Source organism: Paenibacillus sp. FSL H8-0548 (assembly GCF_038630985.1).
GTDB lineage: Bacteria > Bacillota > Bacilli > Paenibacillales > Paenibacillaceae > Pristimantibacillus.
Window position 1 is genome coordinate 2,213,209 of the sequence record NZ_CP152049.1, and the last position, 16,316, is coordinate 2,229,524.

The window sequence follows — 16,316 nt, forward strand, 5'->3', positions numbered from 1 at the left end:
CGCTTCCGAATTATCGTTGCTACAATGTAGAGGAGATGAAACAACTCTATTAAACGAAATTTGGAGGCTGATTAGTATGTCTGCTTTTAAAATTACATTTATCGGTGCCGGCTCCATCGGGTTTACGCGCGGCCTGCTTCGCGACCTGCTTGCTGTGCCAGAATTCCAGAACATCGAAGTCGCTTTTACAGATATTAATGCGCATAATCTTGAAATGGTTACCGCACTTTGCCAGCGTGATATTCATGAGAATGGCTTATCGATTTCCATTCAGTCGACAACGGATCGCCGTGAGGCATTGCAGGATGCGAAGTACGTAATTTGTACAATTCGTGTAGGGGGTCTTGAAGCATTCGCAACGGATGTGGATATTCCACTCAAATACGGCGTAGACCAATGCGTAGGCGATACCCTTAGCGCTGGAGGAATTATGTACGGTCAGCGCGGCATTGCTGAAATGATGAATATTTGCCGTGATATTCGTGAGGTTGCTGCGGAGGATGTACTGCTGCTCAACTATGCAAACCCAATGGCGATGATGACTTGGGCCTGCAATAAATACGGCGGCGTAAGGACGATTGGCTTATGTCACGGCGTGCAGGGCGGTCACTGGCAAATTGCTGAGGCATTTGGCCTTAAGCAAGAGGAGGTCGATATCATTTGTGCAGGAATAAACCATCAAACCTGGTATATCCAAATTAAGCATAACGGCGAGGATTTGACCAATAAACTACTTGAAGCGTTTGAGAAGCATCCTGATTTCAGCCGTACGGAAAAGGTTCGTATCGATATGCTGCGTAGATTTGGCTATTACAGCACAGAGTCTAATGGCCATTTGAGCGAATATGTACCTTGGTATCGCAAGCGTCCAGAGGAAATTAACGATTGGATCGACCTCAGCTCATGGATCAATGGAGAGACCGGTGGTTATTTGCGGGTTTGCACAGAGGGACGCAACTGGTTCGAGACTGATTTTCCAAACTGGATGAAGGACCCTGCCAATGAGTTCAAGAGCGAGTTGCGCAGTCATGAGCATGGCTCTTACATTATTGAAGGACTTGAAACGGGTCGGGTTTATCGCGGTCACTTTAATGTGGAAAATAAAGGGGTTATCGCCAATCTGCCTAATGATGCGATTATTGAAGCACCAGGCTACGTCGATCGTAATGGCGTCTCAATGCCCACGGTTGGAGAGCTGCCGCTTGGCGCCGCAGCGGTATGCAATGTGAGCATATCGGTACAGCGTCTTGCAGTCGAGGCAGCTATTCATGGTGACGATAAGCTGCTGCGCCAAGCATTCATGATGGACCCGCTAGTAGGTGCGGTTTGCAATCCAAATGAAATTTGGCAAATGGTTGATGAAATGCTTGTTGCGCAGGAGCAGTGGCTGCCGCAATATACGCAATCCATTGCAGCAGCCAAGAAGCGGCAAACCGAAGGTCCGCTTCTTCCAACGCGTGACTATGAAGGTGCAGCGCGCCTGAAGGTGAAGACGGTAGAAGAGATGCAGCAGGACCGTGATGCCGCGAATAAAAATGCAGGCGAATCAGATAAAGGCAAGGAACGTGTTTAACGAGGAGCGTATTTTAGCTCTATCGGCTCTAGTATAGCACCTGGGGGACTCCAAGCAGGCGGGCCAAACTTCTTAAGATAACCAAGCGTGTTCAGGTAGTCCGAGGCGGATTGCTCCTCGTCCATCTTGCGGAAAATTTCCCAGCAAGCGATGACATCATTCAGCGCTCGGTGGCCGCCAATGAGCGGAATGCCGTAACGATCGGACATATCTTTTAGAGTATGTGGATAGACATGCCGCGCGCGGCTTATCGTCAGCGTATCTATGAAGCCGTTAGAGAAGGATCGACCTGCAATACGCAGCAAGGAATGGTGCAGGAAGCCAAGGTCGAAGGCGGCATTATGAGCGATGATAATATGATCGCCAAGCATGCGGTTCAAGATGCGGAAGGCGGTATCCTCGTCCATACCGGTGGCAGTCATCTCGTCAGTAATACCGGTCAGTTCTGTTATTTTGGCGGATAGCTTGCCGTCATAACGGACAAGCGTACTGAATTCGCTCGCAATTTCTCCATTCACACAGCGAATTGCGGCCATCTCAATGACACGATCCTTCTTCGGATCTAGTCCGCTTGTTTCGAAATCGATCACAGTATAGGAATGTGCAGTCATAGCTGTTTCACCACTTTTTCTTGAAATTAATATAAATTCTCATAGACTATTATTCGACAAAAATAGCAAAAAACCTTTTAGGATTAATCAGAAACGTCCCATACTCTGCTGATAAGGCGGAGTTTGGGACGTTTCTATTTGTAGTATAGACACGTGGTAGCTCGCAGAACCTGGTGCTATCCTGCTATAGTGCAGGATAGCAACGTAATTGGTTAGTTGGAGGGCGCGATTGAGAACTGGTTGGAGGAATCGCGGAGGGCTAGTTCTAGGCTAGTCGTACATTTAATCCGAGCACGAGCCCTGCATCCTCCGCACGGAGTCTATCCTGCACATTTGCACTAACTTCGCGCTTTCCAGCCATCCTGAGCTGCCTATCCTGCAGATTTGCATTAGAATAGACTAATTTCAGCTCATGACGCACCTGGAAGGCACTCTATAGTGCTGGAGTGCAATATAGACAAGTGGGAGCTCGAAAAACCTGCTTCTATCCTGCTAAAGTGCAGGATAGCAACGTAATTGGTTAGTTGGAGGGCGCGTTTGAGAACTGGTTGGAGGGTTAGTTCTAGGCTAGTTGTAAATTTACTCTGAGCACGAGCCTCTGCATCCTCCGCACGGAGTCTATCCTGCACATTTGCACTAACTTCGCGCTTTTCAGTGACCCAGAGCTGCCTATCCTGCAGATTTGCATTAGAATAGAGTGTTTTCTGTCTTAGACACATCTGTAAGGCTGTCTATAGTGCTGGAGTGCAACATAGACACCTGGGAGCTCGAAAAACCTGCGGCTATCCTGCTATAGTGCAGGATAGCTGCATAGTTGGTTAGTTGGAGAGCCCGTTGAGAACTGGTTGGAGGGTTAATTCTTGGTTAGTCATAAATTCACTCTGAGCACGAGCCTCTGCATCCTCCGCACGGAGTCTATCCTGCACATTTGCACTAACTTCGCGCTTTTCAGCCTCTTTGAGCTGCCTATCCTGCAGATTTGCATTAGAATAGATTGATTTCAGCTCATGACGCACCTGGGAGGCACTCTATAGTGCTGGGGTGCAATATAGACACGTGGGAGCTCGAAAAACCCGCTTCTACCCTGCGAAAGTGCAGGATAGCAACGTAATTGGTTAGTTGGAGGGCGCGATTGAGAACTGGTTGGAGGGTTAGTTCTAGGCTAGTTGTAAATTTACTCTGAGCACGAGCCTCTGCATCCTCCGCACGGAGTCTATCCTACACATTTGCACTAACTTCGCGCTTTTCAGCCATCCTGAGCTGCCTATCCTGCAGATTTGCATTAGAATAGAGTGTTTTCTGTCTTAGACACATCTGTAAGGCTGTCTATAGTGCGGGAGTGCAACATAGACACCTGGGAGCTCGAAAAACCTGCTTCTACCCTGCTATAGTGCAGGATAGCCCCATAGTTGGTTAGTTGGAGAGCACGTTGGAGGAATCGTTGAGGTTCCAGAGTATTTCTTGGTTATGAAGAATGATTTTTTATGTCTATAATCAAACGGGAACTTATAAACAACAAAAACATAACCGAAAACGGTAATTATATATTGCAAAACGATAAATGTTGTATTAGAATCAAAATGAAAATAACTAAGCGAGGTGCTCTTTATGAAACGAGGAACAACACTTTTTTTAAAGATAGCTGTTATCATTATTGGAATCCCAGTTCTTGCTTTGTGCATATTTTTGGTGCCTGAGATTGGGGATTTTGCAGTAGAATTGTATCCGGATATTGCTTATTTGAAATATCTCGTTTTTATTGATTTTTATGCAGCAGCGATACCATTTTACTTTGCTCTGTATCAAGCTTTTAAACTTTTAAGCTATATTGACAAGAACAACGCCTTCTCGGAATTATCTGTAGGAGCTTTAAAGAAAATAAAATTCTGTGCAATCATAATCAGCAGCTTGTTTGTGGTAGGCATGCCGCTCTTTTATCTCATAGCGGAGAAAGATGATGCCCCAGGTATCATCGTAATTGGAATGGTCTTGATTTTTGCCTCTATGGTGATTGCCGTTTTTGCTGCTGTTCTCCAAAGGCTTTTAAAAGAGGCTATAGATATAAAATCAGAAAATGACTTAATCGTCTGAGGTGAATAACATGGCAATTATAATTAATATTGATGTGATGCTGGCTAAAAGGAAAATGAGTGTTACAGAACTTTCTGAGAGGGTTGGAATAACGATGGCTAATCTCTCTATATTGAAGAACGGTAAGGCCAAAGCGATCCGATTATCAACTTTAGAAGCAATTTGCAAAGCATTAGATTGCCAGCCTGGAGATATTTTAGAATACAAAAGTGACGAGAACACTCTCGAAAAATAAGTGGTGATAAATTTTTTCGGAGATGTTAAGAATACTAAAAATTCTGGATGTAATGTCCTTTTAATTGCTCAAAAAGAATAAAATGCACACTAAGTCCCGCCATTTTTGGCGGGGTTTTATTTTATAAGAGCAATAACTGTTGAACTACTGGGCAGGTTAGCTTAATTACTTAGCGAATATAACAAGTGCTAGGGTGAACTAGGAAGGGGAGAGGGGAAATGAGAAGTATTATTCTCATTCAACACTGTCAGTCAGAACATCATATAAATAATATGTCTGGCGGTTGGACCGATACACCTCTTACTGTTCTAGGTAATAAACAGGCAGAGCGTATTGGTCGGAAATTGAAAGATAGTATTGATACTGATAATTATGTCATATTTTCATCTGATTTAATGCGAGCAAAGGAAACAGCCGAGATAGTTGGGAAGTATCTAAGCCTAAGTGTCCATGATGATACCGATCTACGAGAGATAAACACTGGAATTGCAGCAGGGAAAACCAAAGAGTGGGCAAAGGAAAATAGAAATCCCAGATCAAGAAGTGAATTTGATATAGATTACCAAGAGTTCGAGGAAGGCGAAACTTGGAGACAATTTTATGAACGTGTTTGTAAGTGCATGGATAGGATATATAATTCCGAACATAAGAACTTAATCATAATCACTCATGGTGGTACATTAGCATACATCATCGCCTGGTGGTTGAAACTTCAACCTGAGGTACTAGAAAAAGCTTACTTCTCTGCGTCTGTAGGAAGTATCTCATCACTACATGAAAATATATATCAGCAAAATGTTTTGCATAAGCTCAATGATACTTCACATTTATCAGAGTTAGAGTGAGCATTTGTGTGAACCGTTAAGCAAATTGAGAACGATAGTTCAATAACGTCAAGGCTGCCGTTCGGCAGCCTTTTCTCAACTAACGGGCAGCAGAATAGAATCTTCCTTCTTTTATGAGTTTACGATTAGAAACCCATTGGAAGATGTAGCCAAGCTTGAGAACATCTATATTTACATTTTCGAATCAGAACAAGCTAGCATGAATGGACCTGCTACGTTTAAAGAGCACCTTGAAACCGCTAAATTAGCGGTATTTAAAGCAATCGCGGATACCGGTTTTGCTATCAAAAGCGGTTTAGACAATTTCGTTCTCCTCTCTGACGATGTCATAATCGAAAATCGTCTTCGCTATGGTGTTCGGAGCCATCACGACTGCAGAATGGTCCTGTCCGGGCAGTATGCGGGAATCAACTATAGGCAGCAGTTCGGCAAGCGCTTTGGCTGCGTCGTGGAATAGCGGCTCGCTGTTTTCACCTGTCATGATCAAAGTGGGAATGTTCACTTTCCAACGGTTGGTTGGAAGTGGTTTGCCTGATTGCGTGTCACTCATAATCATGCCGTCATAGGCAAGAGTATGAGACATGCTTTCCATCACCTGCCAAGACGGATCGGCTTTCATGTAGCCGATGTATTCCGCCGGAATTCCGAGAGCTTCCGACATAAAGTATTCCACCGCTTCGCTTCTTCTGTCGGCTTCGTGTAGCCTGTTCAAATGTTGAACGTAATCTGTCGGTACGGGCTTGCGACTGTCATTTATTATAAAAGGCGGTTCGTACAGATATAGCTTTGTCACCTGGTCTCCTAATTGGCTGGCCGCTTCAAGGGCTAAAACCGCGCCAGATGAGCTTCCGAACAGGCTAGCGTTGCTGCCGGCAGTGTGAATTAGAGTCTCAATATCCTCGACTTCGCGTTGGACGGTATAAGGCGCGACATCAGAACTTAGGCCGCGGCCGCGGCGATCATAGTTGTAGACGGTGAAATGAGTAGCGAGTTTCTCGGCGAGCTGGGCTGCATCGCGATGGTCGGCAATAGCCGATGCTATGAGAATAACGGCGGGTCCGTTTCCTTGCTTTTCATAAGCGATCTTTGTTCCATCCTTTGAAATAACTGTGTTCATATGTCCTCCCGTTAAGCTTTCTAAGTATATTTCAAGTCGGTCAAATGCTTCGGTGAAACCTTCAACCATACCCATAGCTTCAGCATTATCCAGTTCTTCGGCACTTGAAAATCGCGTAATGATGCTAAGCTTCGTACCATTTGTTGCTGCCTCGAATTGTACGGTCGTTAACATCTCGCTGTTCTCTACAATATTCCAGTCCTTGTCGGCAAAAGAGTCGGTATATACCAATAAAGAGGGTTCATTAACCTCTTGATAAACAGCTTTACAGAAGGCTTCTTCTCCATTATTGTCATTTGATTTTAGACTATAACGCCAAACGCCACCGGGTCTTACATCCATCTCATACACGGTGGAGGTCCAAAATTTTGGGCCCCACCAACGCGCAATGTGTTCTTGCTTTGTCCAACCTTCCCAAGCAAGTTTTTGAGGTAAGGCTACCACCCGTTCCACAGTAAGTTCACGAGAATCGCGATTTCTATGAATTCTTGTTTTTGATTTCATCATCTTTCATCCTTTTCAGATAATTTTCTAGCGTGTCAAACCGCCCATTCCAAAGCGCTTGGTAATTCCGAATGTTGCTGCGATAAAGTTTGAGATAAAGGCTATCATAAGTCCTCCTTTCTTTTGTAGTCGAGCATATAATCCTCGAAATTATCGAGACGCTCTTCCCAAAGGATGCTAAATGAATCAAACCATTCATCCAGATCCTGAAATGGTTGGGCTTCGAGGCTGTATATTCGCTGCTGTGCTTTGCTGCGGGCGCGCACTAATCCGGCCTCGCTCAAAATCCGTAGATGGCGAGACACTTGAGGCTGACCGATATTGAGGGCATGGACGATTTCGCTCACCGATCGTGGTGCTTTTTTTAATAGCTCAACAATGTTGAAGCGATTGGGCTCGGCGAGTGTAAGTAACGTTAACTGCATTGTTGTTGTGTTCATATATGCAATATACACTAATGTGTATATACGTGTCAATGTATATAAAGGTCAAAGAATTCATACTTTTGTTACCAGGCGTTCATAAACTTTTGAAATATATGAATCTACAATTAAACAATCTGGGAACTTTAGTTGAGCGATCTAGGAGCAATTTACCGTTAAGCTATCGGGCAGTTTAGTACGGTAGGTTCTTGCTTAAAGGATATCTCTTTAAAATGGCGAATAGCAGATGTAAGAGTGCCGTAAAACTAAGGAGTTGGAAGGGATGGATCACACTGAATTAATACCAAGAACCAAAGTTGACTACGAGCGTGCAAACCAATTAAAAAAAGCGAAAAAAGAAAGTATATTACTGGTGCTGCCTCAATTACTTGAATGGCTTCAAGACATTAACTGGCCGATAGCCCAAGATATAGAGGATGTGCTTGTGGATTTTGAAGATCATTTGATACCTCATATTCAGGCTGTTTTGAATTCTGGTGATGCCGGATGGAAATTTTCTATGCTCTATGGATTAATAACTCAACTTTCGCAGAGTCAAAACCGAGTTGACTCCAATCCGGTGTTAAGGTAAAGCTGGTTTAAGTAACGATCTTGCCAACATAGAAAAACACCGCTTCATTTGGTAAAGTGAGATTGTCGAGATCCACTAAACCAAAGAAGAGGTGTCCCTTCCATGATAAAGCAAAAGTCGTCCCTAGATCAACTCCCACCTGAAATGAGGCCTGCTTTTCAGGAACTCGGTGTACTGAAGCACCTGAGAAATGCAGGATTCAAAAAGACTTTTGGCTATACCTGTTCCCATCTATTTATGCTCGTTTTTGTCCTTCTCTTTCATCAGAAGAACTGGTTTCGTCTGCTCGAAAGTTCCAAAAGTGAAGCCTTTCCTGGCAAAGATGCCGTCTACCGGTTTCTTAATCACAGCGGATTTGCTTGGCGGCGTTTCTTGACTTCTCTCAGCAGTGACACCGTTCAGCGAGTCGAAACCTTGACCTCCGTCACACGAACTTCCGTGTTTATTGTCGACGATTCCATGTTTGAACGAAATCGCAGCAAAGCGGTAGAACTTCTCGCTCGGTTCAAGGATCACGCCACCGGTGCTTATTATAAGGGGTTCCGTATGCTGACTTTAGGCTGGTCGGACGGCCATACATTTCTCCCTCTGGACTTCGCCCTGCTCAGTTCTGTGAAGGCTGGACTGACCGGTATTCATCCGGGAATCGATAAGCGATCCACTGGGTACAAACGCCGGAAAGAAGCTCTGCTTTCGGCCCCGCATCTGGTTTCTGAACTGCTGGATCGGGCCATCGCCTCGGGTGTTTCTGCGTCTTACGTACTCATGGACAGTTGGTTCACTCATGCGCCCTTAATCGAGCGAGTGGTGGAACGAGGTCTTCATGTCATTGGCATGGTGAAAAACGACAACAAGCGATATCTCGTTCAGGGCAAGCGGGTCGATCTCAAAGGTCTTTACCGATCTGCAACGCAAGTCCAAGGGAAGCAACGGAATATTTTGCGTCAGATTCATACGGAACTGGTTCCCGGTATTCCAGTCGTCGTGGTCTTTGTTCGCCATCGCTCCAAGAAAAACGAGTGGCTCGCGATTCTATCGACGGATCTCACACTGACGGCACCGGAAATCATTCAAATCTACGCTCTTCGCTGGGACATCGAGGTTTTTTTCAAATGCGCTAAATCCTTGCTGCGCCTGCAAAAAGAGTTCCAAGGTCGCTCCTACGATCTGCTCATTAGCCATACTACGATTGTCTTTTCCCGTTATATTCTGCTGGCTTGGCAGCATCGGCAAAGTACCGATCAACGGACGCTCGGTGGACTGTTTTATTTGCTATGCGATGAAGTCGGTTCTTTGGACTGGGCAGTGGCTTTACAGCAACTGGTGGAATTGATGAACGAAATCGCTAATCAAGTCGGCAAAAAGCTATCCGCTATGATAAAAAGTCAACTACAGCTCTGGATCTCCGCTTTGCCCAATTACATCAAGGCTTACTTGCCAATTTCAGGCTGCGAAAGTTGAGTTAATAACACGAATATCAAATAGGTAACTATAGCTTAGGCATAGCACGGCAGCCTCGTTGAGCTAACGCGTAGGTTACTCCTATATTATGTGGAATGTTTTTCATTGCATATCAATCAATTTGTACAGATCTTTCATTCGATTTAGCGGGAGTGTATGTGATTGGAAAATAATCGAAACTGGGCAGGTAACTATAAGTATAGCGCTTCGGAACTCCATGTTCCGGAAACCGTGGAACAAATACAAGAATGGGTAGCTCGTAGCAGTCGAATAAAGGCGCTTGGCACTCGTCATTCGTTCAATGGAATCGCTGATTGTACCGAGAGCCTCCTCTCTCTGCACAAGCTTAACCGAGTAATTGAATTAGACCATAAACGCAATAAGGTTACGGTTGAGGCTGGTATGAGATACGGGGATCTATGTGATTATTTGTACGGATGCGGCTATGCTTTGCACAATTTGGCGTCGTTGCCGCACATTACCATTGCAGGTGCATGCTCAACGGCAACACATGGTTCTGGTGACCGGAACGGCAATCTTGCTACAGCGGTTCATTCCATGGAAGTTGTCAAAGCGGATGGGGAGAGGATCGTTTTCTCCCGTGATCAACATGATGGGCTCCTCGCAGGAGCTGTCGTAGGACTTGGGGGACTAGGGGTTATCACACAAATCACTCTAGATGTGATTCCCACATTTCAGATGAGTCAGTATGTATTTGAAAATTTGCCTTTAGCGCAGCTTAATGATCATTTTGACGATATTTTCTCTAGCGCTTACAGTGTTAGTCTTTTCACGGATTGGAAGACAAACACTTTCAATCAAGTTTGGTTAAAGCGGAAAATATCAGATTATGCCCCAGCGGGGGAGGATTCTGAATTTTTTGGCGCCATGCAAGCAAGAGTGAATCGTCATCCAGTGCCAGGACACTCAGCGGAGAACTGCAGCGAGCAGTTTGGCATTCCCGGACCATGGCATGAACGGCTGCCGCATTTCCGCATGGATTTCACGCCAAGCGCCGGTGAGGAACTGCAAAGTGAATATTTCGTGCCGCGCCACTCTGCCTATCAAGCACTTTGTGCGATTGACCGAATACGGAACTACATATCGCCACACCTTTATGTGTCCGAGATTCGCACGATTGCGGAAGACAATCTGTGGATGAGCCCTTGCTACAAGCAGGACTCGGTGGCTATTCACTTTACATGGAAAGCGGATTTGATTGCAGTTGAGAAAATATTACCACTAATTGAGGAACAGATTGCGCCTTTCCGTGCCCGTCCACATTGGGGGAAGTTATTTGCCATGCCGCCCGTCGATTTACAATCATTATATGAGAAATTGCCCGACTTTCAGAGGTTGCTCCTTCAATGCGACCCCAAAGGGAAATTCTGCAATAGCTTCTTGAAAACATATATTAAGGATAGCTATTCATAGTCACCAAATTAGCGATACCAGCCGAAACACCAATAAAACCTTAAGCCTTTTTTCACAAACAGCGCGGAGACCGCATCATAGATAGAAATAAGTAGCACTGCATTAAAAGACCACGATAACTCAATACCAGAACGAAAGGCAGCCGATTCGCTATGGCTGCCTTTTCCGCTAATGGGCAGAGAAAATCCAAAATATGGTGTATTGGAATTGGTGATATGCTATGTTAAGGAGGGCTACTGCTTGATTTATGTGGTACGGCACGGTCAAACGGATATTAACAGAGAAGGAAAGCTGCAGGGAAGAAGGGGCTTACCCTTAAATGACGTTGGGGTAGAGCAGGCAAACTATTAAGAGACAGACTTGAAAATGTAGTATTTGATTATGTTTATACCTCACCTCAAGAATGAGCTATTAAAACCGCAGAAATCACAACAGGTATAAAACCTATTATCGATGAAAGGCTAGATGTATTTGATCTTGGCGAGGCTGATCTATTGAAAAAAAAGGTGAAGTCAAAATGAATGGAGTAGTGCCTGATTCCAATTTCTATATAGGTGTTGAGGAAGTATTTAACTTTATAAATAGGATCTTCTCCTTTTTTAATGAACTAAAAGCCGAGCATTTAGACAGCCAGGTAAATAAACTGATATCCGGACACAGATGTACGACAGGTTGTATTGATGCTTATTTTGAAGGCATCCCCAATGATGGTAACATACTAAGATTCTCATCAGACAACGGCGAATATAAAGTATATTCTCACAAGTAAGCTGTTTGTACTCTGCGGATCTGTAAACTTTCATTGAGCTATTCCAGCTAATAGCTTATCAATATTTAATTATTAAAGGCCGATTCCTGAAGTGGTATACTCAAAAAAAGATATGACAAATAACCATCCCTTCGGCACAGGAATATATTTCATCTTTTTCTATTTCATACTGGCGCGTGAGATAGCGCAAGTTCATGAGATGCTGACCCCGTTTTTTGATAGGTTCAAACTCTTCTTTATAATACAATGCCCTAGTTGATGGGCATCTGCGGCATCCGTCTTCACTCGTCTCAGATTGGTTTTTTTAGCTTCATATGAGATTAACGGATGAATGACGATGTACAGATACTGGTACTCATCCAGAAACTGAACAACAGGGCTATGATAATGGCCTGTTGCCTCCATTACAATGCAAGGGCTCATCCCTGCAACTGATTCCACTGCTCTAACATAATGAAGAAAAGACGATAATTCCTCTAGATCATGATTAAATTTAAAGGTCTTCCCATGAGGGACTCCACGGTCTAAAAAAGCTTGTGCATGGCTCTCTCCCTTGGACACATCTAAACCAATGACTGGATTCATGACTTCGCTCCTGTAGTATTTTCACCGGCAACCCCTAACCTTCTTGTCTTCCACACTATCGCATGTGATACGGGATCAAGGTCTGAGCCAGCCTAACCATGGTTGAACAAGTAAGGGGGGATGAACAGAATAGCTCTCGGGATCCAAGGTCCCACGGGCAGAATCGTTCGATCCCCGGCTACCGCTATCTTACGACCACACAAAAATGAGGTCCACCAGAAAGATCTGGTGACCTCGTAATACGAATGGGCAGGATTATGGAACGCCCCTAAAATAAAGTGAAACCTTATTATTCCATTTTACGTCTGCAGATATAGGTTTAAGGAGGCGATTATTGTAAAAAAATATTTAATTACCTTCTTCTTGTTAACTCTAATTATTATCCTTGGATGTAACGAGAAGAACCAGGACTCTATCTTGGACAACGATGGAATTTTCGTTAATCTGATATGTAGTCGGCAGGATAATACAAATGAATGCACAGATCAGCAATTCAATGATCTCGAATCATTTCAAGTTTTCAAAACTGCTTTAGATAGTGCAGAGAAAATGCCGGGTATGATTAATTATTTAGCAGAATACAATTTGGAGGTGAAATTTCAAGATCAAGCAACAAAAGCTTTCCATCTTTCATTAGGTACAAATAGGGATATGAAAGGGCTATTGGTGGACCTTGAAAATACCAATGAGGGTTATGAAATTCCAGTAATTCATGCAAACAAATTAAGGGAATTGATAGAGGGTTAGTAAATTTCTCATTAAGCTAACGGGCAGTTTAGCATGATTTTACATCACTTCTCGTTTGCAACCAATTCTCCTCTCAACTCGTTCATATTTATGTAATACTTAACTTGGAGGGATATCATTTTGAAAAAAGTGTTTGTTTTACTCGTATTCGTACTTGTTCTGGCAACAGGATGTTCATCCGACAATAATAGTGAATCAGACGAGCGTTGGAATCATAAAGAGGGTTTTGTTGTTGCAAAAGAAAACGGTAGAGTCCTAGTGGTGCGTGACAGGGTTGATAATATTGAAGCACCACTTAACGAAATATTGGAAGACGCTCAGCCGAATGCAATCTGGCTTTCAGTGGACAAAAAAGGTTTCGATGCTGTCTCGGTAGGTGACCAAGTGAGCATAAATATCTCTAACGGGGCGATAGACCAATCCTATCCAGCTCAGGCGTCGGCGGACGTGATCAAGAAATAGGAACTCCGCTTACGGGACACGATAGTTCAATAACGTCAAGGCTGCCGTTCGGCAGCCTTTTCTCAACTAACGGGCAAGTTAGCAGAATAGAATCTTCCTTCTTTTTTTGCAACTTACCTCCATCTCCAAACGTCATGACTGCTGTGGAGTGGGATTATTATGAAAAAAATTATCATAAGACTGTTAATAATGTGCTTCATTATTACAGGGTGCATGAATAACGAAAGTCTTATAACAGGTATCACAAATGTTGAAGAAAAAGAAAACCATGTAACAATGGAGGATGTCACTCAATCGTTGAAAGCACGGGGTGCTGAGTTGTTTTCTATGGGGCAACTCGATGATGAGCTTACTGTATTAAACGATGTGAAACCATATGCGTTTACGATTGGAAACCCATTGGAAGATGTAGCCAAGCTTGAGAACATCTATATTTACATTTTCGAATCAGAACAAGTTAGCATGAATGGACCTGCTACGTTTAAAGAGCATCTTGAAACCGCTAAATTGGCGGCATTTCCATTTTATTATGTGCAAAAAAACGTGTTGGAAATTTACTTCAGCCATACAACAAAACATCCGAAGTTTGGCAATGTAATTCAAACTGCACTTCAAGATTTATAACTTAAGATTTAAATTAATGTCTTATATGCATAGATACTCGTTGAACTAAGATCGTTGAATGACTCACATGGATGAGCAGGCGCTGCAGTGGTCGCATAGATGACTGACTGAGCGGATATTTTGGTCCGAATACATCGAAAGCGCAGAGTTGGCGATCATCCGGTCCATGTAGTTGATGTTGAACGTAATTTGCGATAGGAACTTTTTGTTCGATTCATACTCGTTGTCAGTTAGCGCTTTCTGCTCGTTCCGGTAGGCGATGGAAGCGAATAAGGTGAGCTGGACGATCATCGCCAGAAAAATCAGAAAATAAATTTCTCGAAAATGTTTACGCGGCAGTCCCGCCCCCAACATACGCATCGCCGTCTCTCCTATTCCGAAATAGAAAGCTTGCTCATCCGATTGCCAGCGGATGAGCAAGCTTTCCATTATAGCATAGGGATCGGATGCCAGAACTTCCGGAATAGCAACAATTCCATCCTTTACCGATCCCTAACTCTCGGAGCGACTTCGGTTCCTAGCAGTTCAATGGCTTTCATAACGTCCTCATGAGGCATTGTGCCGATCGGTAAATGGAGAAAAAATCGCGAGAAGCCTAAATGTTTGCTCATGTGAACGATTTTATTGGCGACCGTTTCGGGATCGCCCACGTAATATGCGCCTTCCAAGCTACACTCCGCGTCGAATTGCGCACGACTATATTGTCCCCACCCGCGCTCTTTAGACATTGAATTCAAAAAAGCCTGAGTCGGAGGGAAAAATTTATCGACCGCTTCCGTCGTACTCTCCGCAATAAACCCGAGTGAATGTACGGCTATCTTCAGTTTCGACGCATCATGTCCCGCGCGGGTAGCGGCATTCTTATAGAGTGGTACGAGCGGAGCAAATCGCAGGGGGTTCCCTCCTATGATCGCCAAAACAAGCGGAAGCCCAAGCGTCCCTGCCCGTATGACCGAGTCCGGATTTCCCCCGCTGCCGATCCATACCGGCAAAGGATTCTGAACGGGACGCGGATACACGCCTAGATCCTTAAAGGCCGGTCGATGGCCTCCTCGCCAGGTCACCTTCTCCGAATCTCTTAGTTTTAGCAAGAGTTCCAGTTTCTCATCGAAGAGATCTTCATAGTCGTTCAAATCATAACCGAACAGAGGGAATGCATCGACCAAGGAGCCTCGTCCCGCGATAATCTCGGCACGACCGTTAGAAAGACCGTCGAGCGTGGCGAATTGCTGAAACACGCGCACGGGATCGGCGGCAGAGAGCACGGTAACCGAACTGGTCAATCGAATTGTTTCGGTTATCGGCGCGGCTGCCGCCAACACCAGGGCAGAAGCGGAATCCGCGAAGTCCTTCCGATGATGCTCTCCGATGCCGAAGACGTCTAATCCTACCTGATCCGCAAGGACGATTTCTTCGACGACTTGCCGCAATCGTTCCGCATGACTTATCGTTTCGCCGGTTTGTACGTCCGGAGTCGTCTCGATAAAAGTATCTATACCTATTTCCATGTTTAAGCCTCCAGCGCTTGAGTATGTCTAGAATTCAGAATTCGATATTAGAGACGTAAAAACGGATAAAATAACGTTAGTTTCAGCCGTTTTTACGAGTTAGCCGCAATTGGGTATTTCTCGATTTCCCGTCGGATTAATTGCTTCTTACCGCTTTCATTGCATTGGTCCAGGGAACTAACTGGTCGAGCATCGCGTTTACGGATTTTTCTTGATGCGCTGCCGGTTTGAATACGGAATAATTCTCGAAATCGGTAAACAACGATAAACCAACTTGCGCTCTGACATGGGCGATTTGAACCTCGGACAAAATCGTCCGCAAGCTTTCTACCGCGCGCGTTCCGCCCGAACCGCCGTAGCCGACCATACCGGCCGCCTTGTTGTTCCATTCTCCGTAGATAAAATCGATTGCGTTCTTCAGTGCGCCGGATATAGCATGGTTATATTCAGGTGTAACGAATATGAATCCGTCGAAGGTCGCGATTTTTGCCGCCCAAGCCTGCGTATGCGGCATCGTATATTGTCCCATGGACGCAGGAATCGGTTCATCGTACATCGGCAGATTGAAATCCGCGATGTCTACCAACTCGTAATCCGCATCGCCACGCTTTTGGGCAATCTCGTGAACCCATTTGGCGACAGCTTCCCCATTGCGACCAGGACGAGTACTTCCAAGAATAACAGCAATTTTTAGCATTTAAATTCCTCCAATTAGTTACGATTATGTGAAGTAAGC

19 protein-coding genes are annotated in these 16,316 nt (G+C 44.5%); 12 read left to right on the forward strand and 7 right to left on the reverse strand.

The features are described 5' to 3' along the window. The first annotated feature begins 76 nt into the window (after positions 1-76). Positions 77-1,573 carry an alpha-glucosidase/alpha-galactosidase gene (locus MHI37_RS09375; RefSeq protein ID WP_076337431.1) on the forward strand — a complete coding sequence of 499 codons (1,497 nt, stop codon included), beginning with the start codon at positions 77-79 and terminating at the stop codon, positions 1,571-1,573. Here the strand turns inward: MHI37_RS09375 and MHI37_RS09380 are convergent. Beyond that, complete coding sequence (locus MHI37_RS09380; protein ID WP_076337432.1) at positions 1,570-2,184, reverse strand: 3'-5' exonuclease; 615 nt, start codon at positions 2,182-2,184, stop codon at positions 1,570-1,572. The genes MHI37_RS09375 and MHI37_RS09380 overlap by 4 nt on opposite strands. A gap of 1,608 nt (positions 2,185-3,792) precedes the next feature. Here MHI37_RS09380 and MHI37_RS09385 point away from each other — a divergent pair. From MHI37_RS09385 to MHI37_RS09395, 3 genes are all read left to right on the forward strand, one after another. Then, positions 3,793-4,275 (forward strand): DUF2975 domain-containing protein, encoded by a 483-nt coding sequence (locus MHI37_RS09385; RefSeq protein WP_076340156.1) that lies wholly within the window; start codon positions 3,793-3,795, stop codon positions 4,273-4,275. 10 nt (positions 4,276-4,285) lie between these two features. Beyond that, entirely contained in the window at positions 4,286-4,510 is a 225-nt protein-coding gene (locus MHI37_RS09390) for a helix-turn-helix transcriptional regulator (RefSeq protein WP_076340157.1), read from the forward strand. A 218-nt stretch (positions 4,511-4,728) separates the two neighbouring features. Beyond that, positions 4,729-5,355 carry a histidine phosphatase family protein gene (locus MHI37_RS09395; RefSeq protein ID WP_076340158.1) on the forward strand — a complete coding sequence of 209 codons (627 nt, stop codon included), beginning with the start codon at positions 4,729-4,731 and terminating at the stop codon, positions 5,353-5,355. Between the two features lie 295 nt (positions 5,356-5,650). Here MHI37_RS09395 and MHI37_RS09400 read toward each other — a convergent pair whose 3' ends face one another. Further along, positions 5,651-6,979, reverse strand: coding sequence for an alpha/beta fold hydrolase (locus tag MHI37_RS09400; protein WP_256710737.1), 1,329 nt, complete (start codon positions 6,977-6,979; stop codon positions 5,651-5,653). A gap of 101 nt (positions 6,980-7,080) precedes the next feature. Continuing rightward, a complete protein-coding gene (locus MHI37_RS09405) occupies positions 7,081-7,416 on the reverse strand; it encodes a metalloregulator ArsR/SmtB family transcription factor (RefSeq protein ID WP_076340159.1) in 336 nt (111 codons plus the stop codon). Positions 7,417-7,681: 265 nt separating this feature from the next. On the opposite strand from MHI37_RS09405, the gene MHI37_RS09410 reads away from it, so the two are divergent. The 5 genes from MHI37_RS09410 to MHI37_RS09430 all read left to right on the forward strand — a co-directional run bounded on the left by MHI37_RS09410 (position 7,682) and on the right by MHI37_RS09430 (position 11,654). Further along, a complete protein-coding gene (locus MHI37_RS09410) occupies positions 7,682-7,990 on the forward strand; it encodes a DUF5071 domain-containing protein (RefSeq protein WP_076340160.1) in 309 nt (102 codons plus the stop codon). Between the two features lie 102 nt (positions 7,991-8,092). Further along, positions 8,093-9,451, forward strand: coding sequence for a transposase (locus MHI37_RS09415; protein WP_076340183.1), 1,359 nt, complete (start codon positions 8,093-8,095; stop codon positions 9,449-9,451). Between the two features lie 162 nt (positions 9,452-9,613). Further along, a complete protein-coding gene (locus MHI37_RS09420; protein ID WP_076340022.1) occupies positions 9,614-10,885 on the forward strand; it encodes an FAD-binding protein in 1,272 nt (423 codons plus the stop codon). A 249-nt stretch (positions 10,886-11,134) separates the two neighbouring features. After that, the gene (locus tag MHI37_RS09425; protein ID WP_306010690.1) at positions 11,135-11,236 is read left to right on the forward strand and encodes a histidine phosphatase family protein; all 102 of its coding nucleotides are present in this window, start codon (positions 11,135-11,137) and stop codon (positions 11,234-11,236) included. A gap of 166 nt (positions 11,237-11,402) precedes the next feature. Continuing rightward, positions 11,403-11,654 carry a hypothetical protein gene (locus MHI37_RS09430; RefSeq protein WP_306010689.1) on the forward strand — a complete coding sequence of 84 codons (252 nt, stop codon included), beginning with the start codon at positions 11,403-11,405 and terminating at the stop codon, positions 11,652-11,654. A gap of 192 nt (positions 11,655-11,846) precedes the next feature. On the opposite strand, the gene MHI37_RS09435 is transcribed toward MHI37_RS09430, so the two are convergent. Beyond that, positions 11,847-12,239, reverse strand: a complete 393-nt coding sequence (locus MHI37_RS09435; RefSeq protein ID WP_256710729.1) for an IS110 family transposase — start codon at positions 12,237-12,239, stop codon at positions 11,847-11,849. Between the two features lie 417 nt (positions 12,240-12,656). Here MHI37_RS09435 and MHI37_RS09440 point away from each other — a divergent pair, with 417 nt between their 5' ends. The 3 genes from MHI37_RS09440 (at position 12,657) to MHI37_RS09450 (ending at position 14,072) form a co-directional block, all read left to right on the forward strand. Then, entirely contained in the window at positions 12,657-12,986 is a 330-nt protein-coding gene (locus MHI37_RS09440; protein ID WP_144023827.1) for a hypothetical protein, read from the forward strand. 129 nt (positions 12,987-13,115) lie between these two features. Further along, complete coding sequence (locus MHI37_RS09445) at positions 13,116-13,448, forward strand: DUF3221 domain-containing protein (protein ID WP_256710730.1); 333 nt, start codon at positions 13,116-13,118, stop codon at positions 13,446-13,448. 159 nt (positions 13,449-13,607) lie between these two features. Continuing rightward, positions 13,608-14,072 (forward strand): hypothetical protein, encoded by a 465-nt coding sequence (locus MHI37_RS09450; protein WP_076340025.1) that lies wholly within the window; start codon positions 13,608-13,610, stop codon positions 14,070-14,072. Positions 14,073-14,135: 63 nt separating this feature from the next. Here the strand turns inward: MHI37_RS09450 and MHI37_RS09455 are convergent, their stop codons facing one another. From MHI37_RS09455 to MHI37_RS09465, 3 genes are all read right to left on the reverse strand, one after another. Then, a complete protein-coding gene (locus MHI37_RS09455) occupies positions 14,136-14,432 on the reverse strand; it encodes a hypothetical protein (RefSeq protein ID WP_144023828.1) in 297 nt (98 codons plus the stop codon). Between the two features lie 122 nt (positions 14,433-14,554). After that, on the reverse strand, positions 14,555-15,580 hold the full coding sequence (locus MHI37_RS09460; protein ID WP_076340027.1) for an LLM class flavin-dependent oxidoreductase: 1,026 nt from the start codon (positions 15,578-15,580) through the stop codon (positions 14,555-14,557). 136 nt (positions 15,581-15,716) lie between these two features. Further along, positions 15,717-16,277 (reverse strand): NAD(P)H-dependent oxidoreductase, encoded by a 561-nt coding sequence (locus tag MHI37_RS09465; RefSeq protein WP_076340028.1) that lies wholly within the window; start codon positions 16,275-16,277, stop codon positions 15,717-15,719. Between the last annotated feature and the right edge of the window lie 39 nt (positions 16,278-16,316).